This window comes from Tenacibaculum xiamenense (assembly GCF_964513065.1).
Taxonomy (GTDB): domain Bacteria; phylum Bacteroidota; class Bacteroidia; order Flavobacteriales; family Flavobacteriaceae; genus Polaribacter; species Polaribacter xiamenense.
This window is the reverse complement of the sequence record NZ_CAZEQU010000039.1, coordinates 268,473-283,641: the sequence shown is the minus strand read 5'-3', so window position 1 is coordinate 283,641 and position 15,169 is coordinate 268,473. Positions and strand designations below refer to the sequence as shown.

Annotated in this window: 13 protein-coding genes and 1 riboswitch; of the genes, 3 read left to right on the top strand and 10 right to left on the bottom strand. The window is 31.0% G+C overall.

Going from position 1 to position 15,169, the window contains the following annotated elements; translation table 11 throughout:
- Positions 1 to 58 precede the first annotated feature (58 nt).
- Positions 59 to 187, bottom strand: a riboswitch (SAM riboswitch).
- Positions 188 to 292: 105 nt separating this feature from the next.
- Positions 293 to 1,270 (bottom strand): endonuclease/exonuclease/phosphatase family protein, encoded by a 978-nt coding sequence (locus ACKTTV_RS18990; protein ID WP_408032459.1) that lies wholly within the window; start codon positions 1,268 to 1,270, stop codon positions 293 to 295.
- Between the two features lie 379 nt (positions 1,271 to 1,649).
- Between ACKTTV_RS18990 and ACKTTV_RS18985 the strand changes: the two genes are divergently transcribed.
- Positions 1,650 to 2,111, top strand: coding sequence for a hypothetical protein (locus ACKTTV_RS18985; RefSeq protein WP_408032458.1), 462 nt, complete (start codon positions 1,650 to 1,652; stop codon positions 2,109 to 2,111).
- Between the two features lie 75 nt (positions 2,112 to 2,186).
- Here the strand turns inward: ACKTTV_RS18985 and ACKTTV_RS18980 are convergent, their stop codons facing one another.
- The 5 genes from ACKTTV_RS18980 to ACKTTV_RS18960 all read right to left on the bottom strand — a co-directional run bounded on the left by ACKTTV_RS18980 (position 2,187) and on the right by ACKTTV_RS18960 (position 8,565).
- Positions 2,187 to 3,485, bottom strand: a complete 1,299-nt coding sequence (locus ACKTTV_RS18980; RefSeq protein WP_408032457.1) for a hypothetical protein — start codon at positions 3,483 to 3,485, stop codon at positions 2,187 to 2,189.
- Positions 3,486 to 4,883: a glutamate-cysteine ligase family protein gene (locus ACKTTV_RS18975; protein WP_408032456.1), complete on the bottom strand. Its 1,398-nt coding sequence runs from the start codon at positions 4,881 to 4,883 to the stop codon at positions 3,486 to 3,488.
- 27 nt (positions 4,884 to 4,910) lie between these two features.
- Entirely contained in the window at positions 4,911 to 5,426 is a 516-nt protein-coding gene (locus ACKTTV_RS18970) for a gamma carbonic anhydrase family protein (RefSeq protein WP_408032455.1), read from the bottom strand.
- 161 nt (positions 5,427 to 5,587) lie between these two features.
- A complete protein-coding gene (locus ACKTTV_RS18965; RefSeq protein WP_408032454.1) occupies positions 5,588 to 6,316 on the bottom strand; it encodes a LytR/AlgR family response regulator transcription factor in 729 nt (242 codons plus the stop codon).
- Positions 6,313 to 8,565, bottom strand: a complete 2,253-nt coding sequence (locus tag ACKTTV_RS18960; protein ID WP_408032453.1) for a tetratricopeptide repeat-containing sensor histidine kinase — start codon at positions 8,563 to 8,565, stop codon at positions 6,313 to 6,315. The genes ACKTTV_RS18965 and ACKTTV_RS18960 overlap by 4 nt, the downstream gene beginning before the upstream one ends.
- Before the next feature lie 249 nt (positions 8,566 to 8,814).
- On the opposite strand from ACKTTV_RS18960, the gene ACKTTV_RS18955 reads away from it, so the two are divergent.
- Together ACKTTV_RS18955 and ACKTTV_RS18950 are read left to right on the top strand one after the other, a co-directional pair.
- Positions 8,815 to 9,516: an SIMPL domain-containing protein gene (locus tag ACKTTV_RS18955; protein ID WP_408032452.1), complete on the top strand. Its 702-nt coding sequence runs from the start codon at positions 8,815 to 8,817 to the stop codon at positions 9,514 to 9,516.
- A 45-nt stretch (positions 9,517 to 9,561) separates the two neighbouring features.
- On the top strand, positions 9,562 to 10,692 hold the full coding sequence (locus ACKTTV_RS18950; protein WP_408032451.1) for a vWA domain-containing protein: 1,131 nt from the start codon (positions 9,562 to 9,564) through the stop codon (positions 10,690 to 10,692).
- 130 nt (positions 10,693 to 10,822) lie between these two features.
- Here ACKTTV_RS18950 and ACKTTV_RS18945 read toward each other — a convergent pair whose 3' ends face one another.
- The 4 genes from ACKTTV_RS18945 to ACKTTV_RS18930 form a co-directional block, all read right to left on the bottom strand.
- Positions 10,823 to 11,650 (bottom strand): ABC transporter ATP-binding protein, encoded by an 828-nt coding sequence (locus ACKTTV_RS18945; protein WP_408032450.1) that lies wholly within the window; start codon positions 11,648 to 11,650, stop codon positions 10,823 to 10,825.
- Between the two features lie 27 nt (positions 11,651 to 11,677).
- The gene (locus ACKTTV_RS18940) at positions 11,678 to 12,508 is read right to left on the bottom strand and encodes an ABC transporter ATP-binding protein (RefSeq protein WP_408032449.1); all 831 of its coding nucleotides are present in this window, start codon (positions 12,506 to 12,508) and stop codon (positions 11,678 to 11,680) included.
- Positions 12,509 to 12,520: 12 nt separating this feature from the next.
- The gene (locus ACKTTV_RS18935) at positions 12,521 to 13,546 is read right to left on the bottom strand and encodes an ABC transporter permease (RefSeq protein WP_408032448.1); all 1,026 of its coding nucleotides are present in this window, start codon (positions 13,544 to 13,546) and stop codon (positions 12,521 to 12,523) included.
- 183 nt (positions 13,547 to 13,729) lie between these two features.
- Positions 13,730 to 15,109, bottom strand: a complete 1,380-nt coding sequence (locus tag ACKTTV_RS18930) for a CmpA/NrtA family ABC transporter substrate-binding protein (RefSeq protein ID WP_408032447.1) — start codon at positions 15,107 to 15,109, stop codon at positions 13,730 to 13,732.
- Positions 15,110 to 15,169 lie beyond the last annotated feature (60 nt).

Sequence of the window (15,169 nt, the reverse complement as noted above, 5' to 3'; positions counted from 1 at the left end):
TAGAAAAATGTTATTAAGAAATTTTAAGAGATTCTTATAAGATTTTGAATCTTCTCATGGGTTATCTATCCTATTTTACTTTGTGGTTAAAAGCAATATTTAGGTAGAATTTAGCACCTTCTTTGCATAGAGCAAAGGGTTGCTAAGGTTTCATCGGGTCTAATCCCTCCACCTTTCTTGATAACATCGTCAATAAGTCTTTGAACTTTTCCGAGTGCAAATATTTTAAAAATAAGTTTTAATATCCAAACATTTTTTATGTTTTTTTCTCGAAAAGGATTTCTGAAAGTTCTTACTTCAACTTAAATTGCATTTCAACAGGCAGATGATCAGAGGCTTGACCAAAACTTTTCAACACACTTCCTTTTTCATACCTAATTGTATTTTTTGTGTAAAAAATATAGTCTAACCTTTCATAAGGTTTTTCAGAGTCAAATGTTAAGTCATAGCTCGATTCAGAATAAGCTGCATTCCCAATATTAGGCAAGTCAAATATTTTCTTGATAGCAGCATCTTCATAGGTTGGATCACTATTAAAGTCTCCCAATAAAATAGTTGGATTTGTTTCTGCATAGTGCTTAAAAATTCTAACAACCTTCTCTAATTGCTTTATTCTGGTTTCTTTATCAAATGCCTCTAAATGAACGTTCAACACAACAATTTCTTTCCCTTCAATAACTACTTTCACAATTTGCAAAAGCCTATCCAAATAAAATGCTTCCCTATAAAATGGATTATTTGAAACTCTCTCCAAAACAATCCTTTCGTAATCTTTTAAAGGATATTTACTAATTATCGATTGCCCCGAAATTACTTTTCCGAAATGCATATTTGGTGGCCAATATGGAAAGGGAAGGTAGTTTTCATCCCAGTTGATTCCTTTTGCTGAATATGGATAGCCTAGCTTTAAAATTTCTTCTTCCTGATCAATATTGTACGAGCGAGAAGCATCATAGTCAATTTCCTGAAAAGCAATAATATCAGGATTTACCTTCTTTATTTCTGTTAGTACTTTTTCTAAATTTTTATCGAATAACTCTTTTGGTTTGGATACAGCTCTGTTATTGGTCATACCACTTAAATACCCAATATTATACGTTACAATGCTATAAATTGAATCGTTATCGATAGATACTGCGTATTTGTTCTTTGACAGCTGAGCATAACTGGATTTATCTAATGTTGGCGAAGATGCCCAAAAGAAAAAAGCCAACACTCCCACAAATAATACAATTATTAGTTTAATTAGAACTTTAAAAAATTGCTTCATTACGAAATAAATTTTGGTTTAGTTTTCATCTGAAATTTTTCAATTATCAAATGTAATTCGTCAAGAGTTATTTTAAATATTAAAACTTCCCATGGCGTATTTCGTACTCCTTCATCCCCATAAATACTGAATTATCAGAGCATAACATTTTTAGCTAGACCTTAAAAAAATGTTAATATTAATTTCAAATTTAAACCTTTTTGATTTAGCAATGTCAAAGTAGTGTAATTAAATTTAAAAGATTACAACAAATTTCTCTTTTGAGAATTTAAAGTAATTTATTGTTAACAGGAATTATTTGATGAAGACAAAGTCTTTTTTAGGGAAAAAATAAAAATTACCCAACAAAAAAGTATTTATAATTTATAACGTATTACAGATGAAAAAAATAGTAGCAATTTTAGTAGTGGCTTTCGGTTTCAATTCAGCCATCATAGCTCAGGAACATAAAAAGGAAAAATTTGAAGAAACTTTAACTGTTGATCAACAAACCGAACTAGCGGTAAAAAAAATGACATTAAAGCTTGATTTAACAACTTCACAACAAGAGAAAATAAAACCTTTTTTAGCCGAACAAATAGCAGATAGAAAGGCAATGAGAGCGAAGAGGAAAGAAATGAAAAAAAATAAACAGAAACCCTCTTCTGAAGAAAGATATAAGATGATGAATGCAAGATTGGATAAACAAATTGCTTTCAAAGCTGAAATGAAACGCATTTTAAACGCTCAACAGTATGATAGATTTGAAAAAATGGCTGATCGTAAAATGCATAAAATGAAAAAGAAAATGCACAAAAAAGGTAAAAAGCGTAGGAAGATGGAGCATGATGACGATAAATAGTAGTAGATGAGGAATTCATAGCCTCGGATTAGTTTTGTAAAAGCTCGGTTTTAAAACCGAGCTTTTTTGCTTTGTCTAGTTGATATTATCATATAAAACAACTGGGCTAAAACCATAGCCTTTCTTATTATTATCGGAAAAGTGAATTCTATAATTAAGAGTTCCTTCATCTGTTTTCTCAACATAACCTATTCTTGCCATAGGAACAATAATTAACTCCTCTCCATAAGCGGCTGTCATAAACCTTAATTCAACTATTTTATCAAGTTGATCATCAGTTGTAAAAACTTTATACTTAATCTTCTCCTGGGCAATATAATTGGATATTTTCTCTTCTAAACTTTCTAATATCTCCTCGTTAGGCTCCAGAATTAAATCATTTCCTGCTGCTCCCCATTTGTGCTTCCAAACGAAATCTTTATAGTGTAAATCATTCTGTTTGAAAAGGTGCTTAGTATTTGACAACTCATAGCAATTAGGATTATACTCATGTTCTATATAAGGGCACAACCTCTTAGAGATTTCAAATTGCTTTATAGGATGATTAAGGTATTTCAGATCATTATATTTTTTATCAAATCTAAATTTCCAACTATCTGAATCTTCCGGATAATTATCCTTGTAAAGAGCTTCCGTAATTAACACCCTATTATAAAGAGCTTTTATTTTTACAAAGTCATTTCTGTTTTTGTAATAAAGAGAATCGTTATTCTCCAAAATTTCTTTTATGTCGACTATTTTTACAGGAACATTCAATTCTTTTTGGGTCGCAAAAAACTCAAACTTCGTTTTTTGCTTGTCAATTTCTCTATCAACTAATACTACCTCTTGACTTCCCTCTACCTGAAATATTTTGTTATAGAATTTTATAAAATCATCCCAATTGGTATTCATATTTTCAGCGAAAACAAATGCATTAGAATCTGATATAGAGTTTAGTACCATTGTATTCATTTTAGCTGCACTTATTGGATAGGTAGCTACCGCTTGAAACTCTATATTTTGCAATCCTTTTTCTGTTACGGCCATATCAAAACTCCCAAAAGTAAAGTCTCCTTTTGCTTCAATATCAATAAGAGTTTCTATTGATGGTTTAAATCCCTCAATAGAAGAAATATTCTCGTATTTACCTTTAAGAACTTCCTTTATAAATGCTACAAAACTATCTGAAAATCTTTTATCTAGTTTTACATAATAGTTCCCTAGTTGCATCTTTTCTCCATTTTTGAAATGATACTTTGATTCGAAATAATTTAATATTCTTTCATAAGTTTTTTCAGGGATCCTTTCTAATTTCACAAATTCATGAATATCAATATTCTTACAAGGAAACTTATTGTCTATACTTGTTTTAATCATGTTTAATTTATTCATTTAGAAAGACAACTCTTTTAGGAAAGCATCGATTCCTTGTTCTTCAAAAATTTCAATGGCAATATCAGCTGGTGATTCTCGTTTTTCAAGTCTATGATATAGAGGAGTTAAAAACCGTTCTTCATTCATATTTCTCTTTAACAAACCGTCTTTAGCTATATCTAGCAATTCTTTTATTAAAGGAACGATGCTTATGCGTCCAATAAAAATGCGCATTGAATTTTTAATAGCATTTACTCGTAACTCCTTCCAAAAACTTAAAGGATATCGCCTTTCAAAACTTTTAGCTACTTCTAAATTTTCAATTAAACCTAAAGTAAGGGCAGTCGTTGATAAGGTTTCAGAAGGAGGTTGCTGACAGCACATTCTACTTTCAATAGTTCCATGTTTGGGGACTAACCTAGTATTAAACCAAGTGCAAGAAAACATCTGGTTAACATCTTCAATTTCAGGTTTTATTTTTATAATATCTCCATTCAAAGATTCGACAAAACAAGGCTCTTCTCCTTCCAAATATTCGGCATATGTTTCTTTATTTAAAATTTTATAAAAATGCCCTTCCCTTTCGATTAAAAAGGGTTTAAAATTCAATAGGTACTCAATGTAATCGACTTCATCTTTGAATTTAGGAGGTATCCCAATTTGTTCTTTTCGGTTTGGAAAGCAATGCTTCCATAAATCCTCACGATTTGCCTTAACACCTTTTTCCACCTTACCTAGCCATATAGGAGAATTAGCACAAAGTGCTATTTGCAAACCAGACAAGGCATTTAAGGTATTTATAGCTAAAATTGTTTTTTCTTCTTCTATTTCAACATGACATTGATTCGATGCCGTTATTGTTAAAAGGCATGCATCAGATCCTTTATTTTCTGGAACAATATTATTTGATGAAAATTTATTGAAGAAAAAATATCTCTCCTTCGGCATCATTAAACTTAATGAAGGGTCACCTAATGGTTGAATTCCGTATCCTAACATTAAACAATTGTGCATTTTAAAGTACCCTTTTAACAAGTTTAAGAGCTCTGATAAGTAATGCTCCAGCTTGATTAAATCAGTTTGCGGAGCCAAAACAAGCTCTATGATACTATAACCTACATCAGTAGTAACGGAATCATAAAAACAATTGAATTTTTCAAAACTATCGTTATTGATAATTATGGCAGATTCTACTTCTTTACCCTGTTTGTCTGTAACAAGTTTGAAGCCCTCTTTTTCAAGATAAAAAAACATATTTTTTATAATTGAATATGGAGCGGCATTTCCGTCGATAGTAACGATTGGAATTTCACATTCGATTCCAATTCCTCTAGGTTTATGTTTATTCTTATAAGTGAAGGATTTTTTAAATTTCGTAGTTAATTCATGGTTAAGTTTGATTCTTTTTTTTTTCATTTTGGGGGATTAATATAATTTGGTTATTTATTCTTCAAACCAACTGGAGTATTTCACATAATTATTAGCTATACGATTAATTTCTCCTGAAATTAGCTCCTGTGAAATATCCTTTACTTTTTTAGCTGGAACACCAGCATAGATACTACCACTTTCAACGTGTGTATTTTTAGTTAAAACAGCTCCTGCAGCAATAATTGAATTTGACTCTATAATACAATCGTCCATAATAATGCTACCCATACCTACTAAAACATTATCATGAATAGTACATCCGTGAACGATAGCATTATGTCCTATTGAAACATTATTACCAATGGTAGTCGGTGATTTTTGATAAGTGGCATGTATAACAGCACCATCTTGTACATTTACTTTATTTCCGATATGTATATAGTGAACATCTCCACGAATTACGGCATTAAACCAAACACTACACTCTTTTCCTAATTTTACATCGCCTACAATCGTAGCATTCTCCGCTACATAACAATCTTCTGGAATTTGAGGATGCTTTCCATTTACAGGTTTTATTATTTTCATATATCAGTTATCAATTATCAGTTATCAGTTATCAGTTATCAGTTATCAGTTATCAGTTATCAGTTATCAGTTAGTAAGATGCTACTTTTTATTTAAAAAAACGACCCGTATAGTTTTAATTATACAAGACTTTTCTGTCAACCTTATTTCTCACTTTAAAACTACTTAAAATAAGACAGTAAATTCGCTTTTTTAGTTGAAGAAATTGATAGTTCTTTTCCATTACTCAATACCACACTACCACCTTTTCCTTTTTTGTATTTTACTACTGCATTTACATTTACCAAATAAGATTTATGTATTCTAGCGAAAGAGTATTCTTTTAAAGTTTCTTCAATGTATTTTAAGGTTTTACTCACCAATTTTTTAGTATTCTCCAAATAGATTTCAGTATAATTATCATCCGCTTTACAATAAAAAATATCATTTACATCAATAACTTCAAAACCATCTTGAGTAGGAATCGTTATTTTTCCTGACTTAACTTCCTTTGGTGTTAAAACCGTATTCTCTAATTGTGTTTCTTTCTCCTTTATTTGTGTAACATGATTTACGGCAACTATTAAATCATCTATTGAAATAGGTTTTAAAAGATAGTAAGAAGCTTGATTGTTTAAAGCTTCAATTGCATAATGATCATATGCCGTTACAAAAATAGTTTCAAAGGTTCTGTCTTCAATTTTCTCCAATAAATCAAAAGCATTTCCATAAGGCATCTCAACATCAAGAAAAACTAAATCTGGATTGTGTTCTTGTATCAACTTATAGCCCTCTTCAATATCTCCAGCTTCTCCTATAACAGTTACGTTAGGGCAATACTTTTTTATATAATTTCTTAGAATGTCTCTACTTATGGCTTCATCTTCAACAATAATTGCATTTATGTTCATAGTTTAATTTTTTTTAATAATAATTCTACTTTGGTTCCCTCTCCATTCTCATATGCATCGGTCACTCTTACTTCAATTTTATCTTGATACATATCATTCAAAATACCAACCCTTTTTTTGATGGTACTCATTCCTTTCGACTTCTGTTTTAATTGATTTTTTGTTTTCATTTCCATGGATTTCTTTCTTCCAATACCATTATCTTCAATAATCACTTGTACGATATCATTTTCTTTTTGCTCCATTAAAATCCTTAAATATCCTTTTTCTTTTTTATACCTCAACCCATGCCAAATGGCATTTTCAATATAAGGTTGTAATAACATTGGAGGAATAATATAGGTATCTAAAGGAATTTTTTCATCAATATTTATTTCATACTCAAATTTATCTTGAAATCTATTATGTTCGAGTTTCACATATAGCTGCAATAATTCTGCTTCCTTGGACAAAGGAATAAAGTCTTCATCAGAATTTTCCAAAACCGAACGCATTAATACCGAGAATTCAGATAAGTATCTATTAGCACTTCGTTCATCGTTAACAGCTATAAAACTATTTACCGAATTCAATGCATTAAAAATAAAATGAGGATTCATTTGAGAGCGCATAGATTTCAGTGCTAAGAGATTATTTGCCAATTTCTGCTGCCTAATGTTACGGTACATAAAATACATGAGTAAAGAAATTAGTACCATTCCAGCTATTAATGAATAAATAACAATTTCCTGACGTTTGTTACTCTCTTGAGCCAATTGTTGATCTTTGTAAGCCAAATCTATTTTACTATCGGCTAGCTCTTTATCTTTCTCTAAACTCGCAATTCTATTTTGATTATCAGAAATACGTTTACTGAATCGTTTTACTTGCTGAATTTCTTGTTCTCTTTTCGCATACAAAGTATCTACCAAGTTCACATAATCTTGATAATTTTTAAGTGCTTTCGTAAAATCACCCACGGTTGCATAGACTTCTGATAACTTCCTAGTTGCATCTTTCTTAACAATTAAATCTGATTTCTTATCGGCATCACTAATACTCTTCTCCAAGAAAGGAATGGCCTCCTCATATTCTTCTTTTAAGAGATAAGCATTTCCTATTTTATAATTAATTTTCTGAGAAGTTATTGAGTCTACTAAGGTTTCATTGTCTATTGCTTTATTTGCATTTATTGAAATCCCCACCGCATCGACCTCATCAGTTGTTATCTCTTCCGCCTTTTTTAAACTTTCTTTTCTTAACTGTATTTCCTCATCATAACGTTGTGATGAATTCAAATAATCCGCTACTTTCTCCTCTTGTTCCAATGACCTCTTTACATTCTCTTGGTTTGCAAGTTGTAACGAGTTTTGGTATAACACATCTGCCTTCGCAACTTGCCCAGATTTAGCAAACACCTCCGCTAGCTTCGAGTTTAAGTCAGTTATTTTAGATTTATTCCCTTGTTTTTCTGCAATATTTAAAGCTGTTTCGTAGTTAGTTTTCGCTTTCGACCAATCCTTCATTGCTTGCAATACATCTCCTAAACCTTCGAACAAAGTCATTCGTTCAAAATTTGAGAGTTTACCTTTCTTTGATCTATTATAACTTTGCTCACTTTCTTTATACTTTTTTGATAAAAATTGTGATTTTGCCAATAACAAACGAACAGTAACATTGTCTTTTTGTTTTAAAGAAGTATCGTAATTCTGAGAAGCTAAATCATATTGTCTCCAGTAAAAATAGATGTCTCCCATTACTTTAAAGGCTTCTGCTTTTCTTCCTTGAGTTAAATCTTCTTTAAATGTTTTTTCTACAAAAGATAAACTTTTATCAATATCTTTCTCTTTAAATACTTTTGCTGAATCGATATATTCACTAAAATAACTTTTGAACCTTATCTTTTTAAAAGAACGTGAGCTTTTAGATATTTTATCAGATATCTTACTAAATGTTTTCTGTTTATCTTCTTTCTCAACCTGTATTACAATTTCATCATTCCCTTTAATTGTATAATACACGGTTTCAAAATCAAAATGACGCACTATTAATTCGTCATTATATCTAGCCTGAACTTTGTAATATTCATCTATTGTCGAATAACTATATTGAATCCCAGCTACTGTAACGTCCGCATTCTCTATTGGTTTTCTTGTTTCTTTATCTAATACTTTAACTTTAACCGAAAACTTAACAGCTATTTCATCTTGTGCTTTTAAAGTTGAGGACACTATAAAAAGGCATATTATAAATACATATCTCAACATCATTGATATTTTCTTTTAAGTGTAAACTTATTATCAAAAAATGAATAAAAAAAATTGACTTTCTCTATTGAAGAGTTTTTCACCGTTAATTTTTCCTTGATTACTCAAAAAACTGACTCGCATACTAAGTAAAAGATGCATTTCACTCATTCTGAATTTTATTTGAAGAAAGTTGCTTCTAATTTTACTTCATAATTAATCGAGATAATGCCACAGAAATAAGTTGGTTCTTCTCGGCAAAAAAATGAAAAAATGAAAAACTTTTATATCACCATAGCTTTACTAATTTCAACTATATCTTTTGCCCAACAATCTCTTAACGATAAAGCACAAATTGATGTGATTGGAAAATCAGAAATGGAAATAAGTCCTGATGAAATTTACATCGATATTTTTTTAGAGGAAAGAATGGAAAAAGGAAAGAAACTCACCTTAGAACAACTGGAATCCGAATTAAAGAAAGAACTCCAAGCGATTAATATTCCTACTGAAAATTTATTTATTTCTGATATCAATTCAGTCTTATCAAAAACAGGTTGGTGGAGCAAAGAAATTCTATCTACGGGGAAGTATTCTTTACAGGTCAAATCTTCGGAAAAAATTAAAAAGGTCTTTAAGGTTTTTAAAAAATTGAAAATAACAAGATCTTCAATCGTAAAGGCAACACATTCGAAACTCGCAGAATTTAAAAAGAAAAACAGAATAAACGCAATAAAAGCGGCAAAAGAAAAGTCTAATTATTTACTAAATGCTATTAATGCTAAAACAGGAAAGCCTTTACGTGTAAATGAAATAGAACATCAGCTTAACGATTTTGCTCAAATTAATTATGTAAGTAATTCTAAAATGTACGAATCTGATTTTTCAAAATCTAGAAGTTTTAAAAAGGATCAAGTTCAGTTTGAAAACATCAAACTAACCTCAAGCATCCATGTCATCTTTGAAATAAAATAATTCAACTCCAAACTATATAAAAGTTTAATTTAAAAATATAAAATAATGAAAAGAATCACCATAACCTTTGTAACATTATGCATACTTTTTTTAGGAAAGAATAGTCATGCCAACCAGAAAAATAGTTTTGAAAACAATAAACAACAAACAATTAAAGTTGCCCTACTACTTGACACAAGTAATAGTATGGATGGACTTATTAATCAAGCCAAAGCACAATTATGGGAAATTGTAAATGAACTTTCATATGCTAAATGCCATGGAGAAACCCCAAACTTAAAGATTGCTCTTTATGAATATGGGAATGATGGTTTACCGTCTAAAAATGGATTTATTAGACAAGTAACTTCGTTTACAAGTGATTTGGATGATATTTCTGAACGCCTTTTTGCTCTTAAAACAAATGGAGGAAGTGAATATTGTGGTGAGGTTATTTTCACTTCTATTAAAGAATTAGAATGGGGTAAAAATAAAAATGACTTAAAGTTAATATTTATCGCTGGTAACGAACCATTCACTCAAGGAAAAATACATTTTAAAGATGCTATTTCGGATGCTAAAGAAAAAGACATTGTAATCAATACCATTTTCTGTGGAGATTATAACCAAGGAATTTCTGGTAGTTGGCAAGAAGGTGCATATTATGGAGGTGGTGATTATATGACCATAAATCATAACAAGAATATTGTTCATATTGTAACTCCTTATGACAACGATATTATCATCTTAAATAAAAAGCTAAACAAGACTTATTTATTTTATGGAAGTATTGGAAGAGCTAAATATGAAAAACAAGCACTTCAAGATAGCAATGCCGAAGCTTTGGATGAAGTTGTTGCTGTTAAAAGAGCAGTTACTAAAAGCTCAAAGCTATACAAGAACTCCTCTTGGGATTTAGTAGATGCTTCAGACAAAAAAGATTTCTCATTTAAAAAACTAAAAAAAGAACAATTACCTGATCATCTTAAGAATAAATCATCAGAAGAAATTAAGAACTATGTTCAAAAGAAAAAAAATGAAAGAGATGCTATTCAACAAAAAATTCAAGAACTAAACAAGAAAAGGAATGCTTACGTAGCTAAAAAACAAAGGGAAAATTCTAAAAAGAATGAATTAGAAAGTGTTATTATCAATTCCATTAAAAAACAAGCTAAGAAAAAAAATTATAGTTGGTAGTAGCATTGCATAATTTCAGGGAAAATTGAAATAGTAAGTTTTTTTGATTAGCTAGGGTAAAAAGAACATAACTTATGTTGTGTTCTTTTTTGTGATTAAAATAAAGGTGCTAACGTAATTCTTCATCTTTTTAATGTTCCAAAAAGTTTAAAAGTTCCTTTCTGTATTGATAATAATCTTCGTGATTTAAAATTTCTTGTCGTTTTCTAGGTCTTCCAAAATCAATAGGTAAAACATTTCCAATTTTTGCTTTTGGACCACTTGTCATCATCACAACCCGATCAGCTAAAAATATGGCTTCATCAACGTTATGAGTAATCATAACAGCGGTAATTTTTTCTTTACTCCAAATATCTATTAAGACATCTTGTAGTTCTCCTCGTGTTAATGAATCCAGCATTCCAAAAGGCTCATCTAATAACAAAACTTTTGGCTTTATTGCAAATGCTCTCGCTATTCCAACACGCTGTTGCATGCCTTGTGATAACTCTTTTGCTTTTTTATGAAAAGCCCCATCTAACCCTACTTTATGTAAATAATACATAGCTATTTCTTTACGTTGTGATTGTGTTACATGAGCAAATACTCTATCAACACCTAACATTACATTTTCTAAGGCAGTCATCCAAGGCATTAAACTTGGTGACTGAAATATAACGCCTCTATCTGGTCCTGGACCTTGAATAGGTTTCCCCAATAATGAAATTGTGCCTTCAGTTACGTCATTTAAACCCGCTATCATTGAGAGCAAAGTGGTTTTACCACATCCAGAGTGCCCTATAATTGTTACAAATTCCTCCTTAAATATTTGCAAATTTAAATTCTCCAAAACTATATATTCCACTTTTGAAGTTTGATAAGCCTTCTTTATATTCTTTAAATCTAGTAGCACCTCTTTATATGTATAAAGAGCTTTTGATTTCAATTTCTTTACTTCTTGTAATTCATGCAGTTCCATTTTCTTTTTGTTTTAGTAGTTAAACATCTAAATTTTTGGCAATACATCAGGTAGGCTATATACTTTTCCCAAAGATTTCTTTCTCCCTTTACCTATTGCTATTAAATACTGCATTACAGTATTTCGAGTTTCTTGATAATTCCAATCATCATTAAGTTCAGTTTTATCTCTTGGACGATCCAAGTAAATTTTATATTCTGGTCCTAACGTTGCATTAGGTCCAGGAGTTAACGGAATTATTCTATCAGACATATAAATTCCTTCATCAACATCGTTTGTTATTAAAAGAACTGTTTGTTTATTATTTTCCCATATTTTTAATATTTCATCTTGAAGTTTTCCTCTTGTTAAGGCATCCAAAGCTCCCATAGGCTCATCCATGACAATCATTTCGGGACTCATAGCTAATGTGCGAGCTATTGCTACACGTTGTTTCATTCCTCCAGAAAGTTCTCTTGGAAACTTATTCGCGGCCATAGTCAATCCTACCAGATTTAAATAATCAGCAACCATTGATTTTTGCACCTGAGCAGATTCCTTTGGAAAAGTTTCCTTTACACCCATCAATACATTTTGCTCAACATTTAACCAAGGTAACAACGAGTAGTTCTGAAAAATAATTCCTCTTTCATGACTAGTTCCATCGATAGGCTTTCCTTTAAACAAGATTTCTCCGCTTGTTGGTTTTTCTAGCCCAATTATTAAATTAACTAAGGTTGTTTTTCCACTTCCTGTAAAACCTACGATAGACACAAACTCTCCTTCTTCAATGGATAAATTTATATCCTTTAAAACTTCTGTTCTGTTCGAACCAGAACCATAAGATTTACATACATTTTTTAACTCTAAATATGCCATATATCAAAGGAATTAAGCAATACTGTTTTTATTATATGAAATCATATTTTGTACAAAAAGCATCATTCTATCCAATAAAAAACCGATAATCCCAATGACAAACATGGCTACGATAATTTTAGAGTTAGAATCGTTTGCTCCATTTTGAAATTCTTCCCAAACAAATAAACCTAAACCAGGACTTTGAGCCAATAATTCAATTGCTATTAAAACCATCCAGGCAACGGATAATGTTATTCTTAATCCAGTAAAAATTAATGGTAATGACGATGGTAACACTATTTTAAAAACCTTCTGTAATGGTTTCAATTTCAAAACTTTTGAAACATTGATGTAATCTTTATCAACAGAAGAAACTCCCATTGTTGTATTCACTAAAGTTGCCCACATTGAACAAAGACCAACACTAATAAATGAGATGACAAATGAATTATCGGAACTTGTTTCTATCAATAAAGTTTTAACAACCATAAAGACTAATAAATACCATACGACTGGAGATACCGGTTTAAAAACTTGAATAAACCAATTAAAGGTACTCCTTAAAGTATTACTCAATCCGATAAAAATTCCAATAGGAACTGCAATTATAAACGCTAATAAGAATCCAGCAAAAACTGTCTTTAAACTAGTGAACACTATATCTACAAATGATGGTCTGCCCGTATAAATAATAGGACTTTCTCCTGCTGCTTCTCTTTGCTGATTAATTACTTGTGTTTTAGCTAAAAAATCTTCTTTGTCTTTTCTTATCAAGTAATAATCGTTTATTAATGATTTTACAGATGTCCAAACCTGAATTGGAGATGGTAAAGTATTGGTTTGACATTCTGAATCGTTAGTTTCAAAACAAGCTTTTAACGCCTTTGCTTCAGCTATTCCTTGATCATTCATTACTTTTTCCACCCTAAAATCAATTTCTCTATTTCTCAAATATTCAGCACCTAAATACCATATTCCAAGAAATAAGACAATCGAAGCTATTGGAATAATGAATCTATTCAATAAAGACTTCTTTCCAATTTTTAATAAATTCATTTTTGATTTCAGAGGGTTTAACAAAGCTTTAGTTTGTTTTTTGTTCTTTGGTTTGATTTTTTGTTTCATATTTCTTTTCTAAGTCTTCATACTAAATAATCTAAGCCTCATTTCTTTAATAAGAGATATTATTAACTATAATAAAAGCTGTGATATTTAAAATGGGTTATATTTAAAATAGGACTAATTTTTATTCCCAATCTGGAAACTATTGATATAATCAATCGGATGCTTTGCATCGTATAACTTACCATCTATAAAATCATTCGTTGGTTGTTTATACCCATCAGAATCTGGTATATCAGAAACAGGTATGTATCCCTCATTGACTAAGGCGTTAGCGGCTTTTTTCCAAATATCTGGTCTGTATATTTCTTTTATCGTTTCATGATACCAAGACTCAGGTTTTGAATCTGGAATCTGTCCCCATCTTCTCATCTGAGTTAAAAACCAAATGCCATCAGAATAGAAAGGATAGGTAGCGTGATATTTATAGAACACATTGAAATCAGGTATTTGACGTTTATCTCCTTTTTCAAACTCAAAAGTACCCGTCATTGAATTTGCAAGTACAGATTGTGGCGCTCCTACATATTCAGATTTCGACAAGATTTTTACTGCCTCCTCTCTATGATTAGATTCATCCAACCATTTTCCAGCTCTAATAAGAGCCTTTGTTACAGCTATTGCAGTATTCGGATTCTCTTCTACGAACTTCTTGGTCATTACAAATACTTTTTCAGGATTATTTTTCCATATATGGTAATTCGTAATTACTGGAACTCCAATACCTTTAAAAACTGCTTGTTGATTCCATGGTTCACCAACACAGTATCCAGAAATAGTTCCTGACTCCATTGTCGCAGGCATTTGAGGTGGCGGAGTTACTGATAATAATACTTCTGCATCAATTTGTCCTTGTACATTATCACGTGTATACATTCCTGGGTGAATCCCAGAAGCCGCCAACCAGTATCTTATTTCATAATTATGAGTAGATACAGGAAATACCATTCCCATTTTAAAAGGTTTTCCATTTTTCTTGTATTCTTGAATCACAGGTTGTAATGCCTTTGACGATATGGGATGTTCAAGTTTACCATCTCTATCAATAGTAATATTCGGTTTCATTTTCGACCAAACATCATTAGATACTGTGATACCATTTCCGTTTAAATCCATTGAAAATGGTGTTACCAATTTGGCTTGCCTTCCAAAACCTGCCCCAGCCGCTATCGGCTGCCCAGCCAACATATGAGCTCCATCTAACTGACCATCAATTACTCTATCCAAGACATTTTTCCAATTGGATTGGGCTTCTATTGAAACAAACAATCCTTCGTCTTCAAAAAAACCTTTTTCTTTAGCTATGGCAAGAGGAGCCATATCTGTTAGTTTTATAAAACCAAATGTTAACTGAGGTTTTTCAATCTTTTCAGAGATTTGGCTTGCTTGTTCAACTGATGAAGGTAGTACCTCTGTTCGATTCTTTTCGTTGCATGCTAACATCAACAACAACCCAAACATTAACAGTATACTGTGGGGTTCCTTTAACTGTTTCATTTTTTTTGCTTTTAATTGATTTACTTCTTTAAATAGAAGGTATACAGGTTTTACCCAAGG

Coding starts and splice junctions, on each gene's coding strand:
- ACKTTV_RS18990 (WP_408032459.1), bottom strand. CDS start 1,270: ATGAAGCAATTTTTTAAAGTTCTAATTAAACTAATAATTGTATTATTT.
- ACKTTV_RS18985 (WP_408032458.1), top strand. CDS start 1,650: ATGAAAAAAATAGTAGCAATTTTAGTAGTGGCTTTCGGTTTCAATTCA.
- ACKTTV_RS18980 (WP_408032457.1), bottom strand. CDS start 3,485: ATGAATAAATTAAACATGATTAAAACAAGTATAGACAATAAGTTTCCT.
- ACKTTV_RS18975 (WP_408032456.1), bottom strand. CDS start 4,883: ATGAAAAAAAAAAGAATCAAACTTAACCATGAATTAACTACGAAATTT.
- ACKTTV_RS18970 (WP_408032455.1), bottom strand. CDS start 5,426: ATGAAAATAATAAAACCTGTAAATGGAAAGCATCCTCAAATTCCAGAA.
- ACKTTV_RS18965 (WP_408032454.1), bottom strand. CDS start 6,316: ATGAACATAAATGCAATTATTGTTGAAGATGAAGCCATAAGTAGAGAC.
- ACKTTV_RS18960 (WP_408032453.1), bottom strand. CDS start 8,565: ATGATGTTGAGATATGTATTTATAATATGCCTTTTTATAGTGTCCTCA.
- ACKTTV_RS18955 (WP_408032452.1), top strand. CDS start 8,815: ATGAAAAACTTTTATATCACCATAGCTTTACTAATTTCAACTATATCT.
- ACKTTV_RS18950 (WP_408032451.1), top strand. CDS start 9,562: ATGAAAAGAATCACCATAACCTTTGTAACATTATGCATACTTTTTTTA.
- ACKTTV_RS18945 (WP_408032450.1), bottom strand. CDS start 11,650: ATGGAACTGCATGAATTACAAGAAGTAAAGAAATTGAAATCAAAAGCT.
- ACKTTV_RS18940 (WP_408032449.1), bottom strand. CDS start 12,508: ATGGCATATTTAGAGTTAAAAAATGTATGTAAATCTTATGGTTCTGGT.
- ACKTTV_RS18935 (WP_408032448.1), bottom strand. CDS start 13,546: ATGAATTTATTAAAAATTGGAAAGAAGTCTTTATTGAATAGATTCATT.
- ACKTTV_RS18930 (WP_408032447.1), bottom strand. CDS start 15,109: ATGAAACAGTTAAAGGAACCCCACAGTATACTGTTAATGTTTGGGTTG.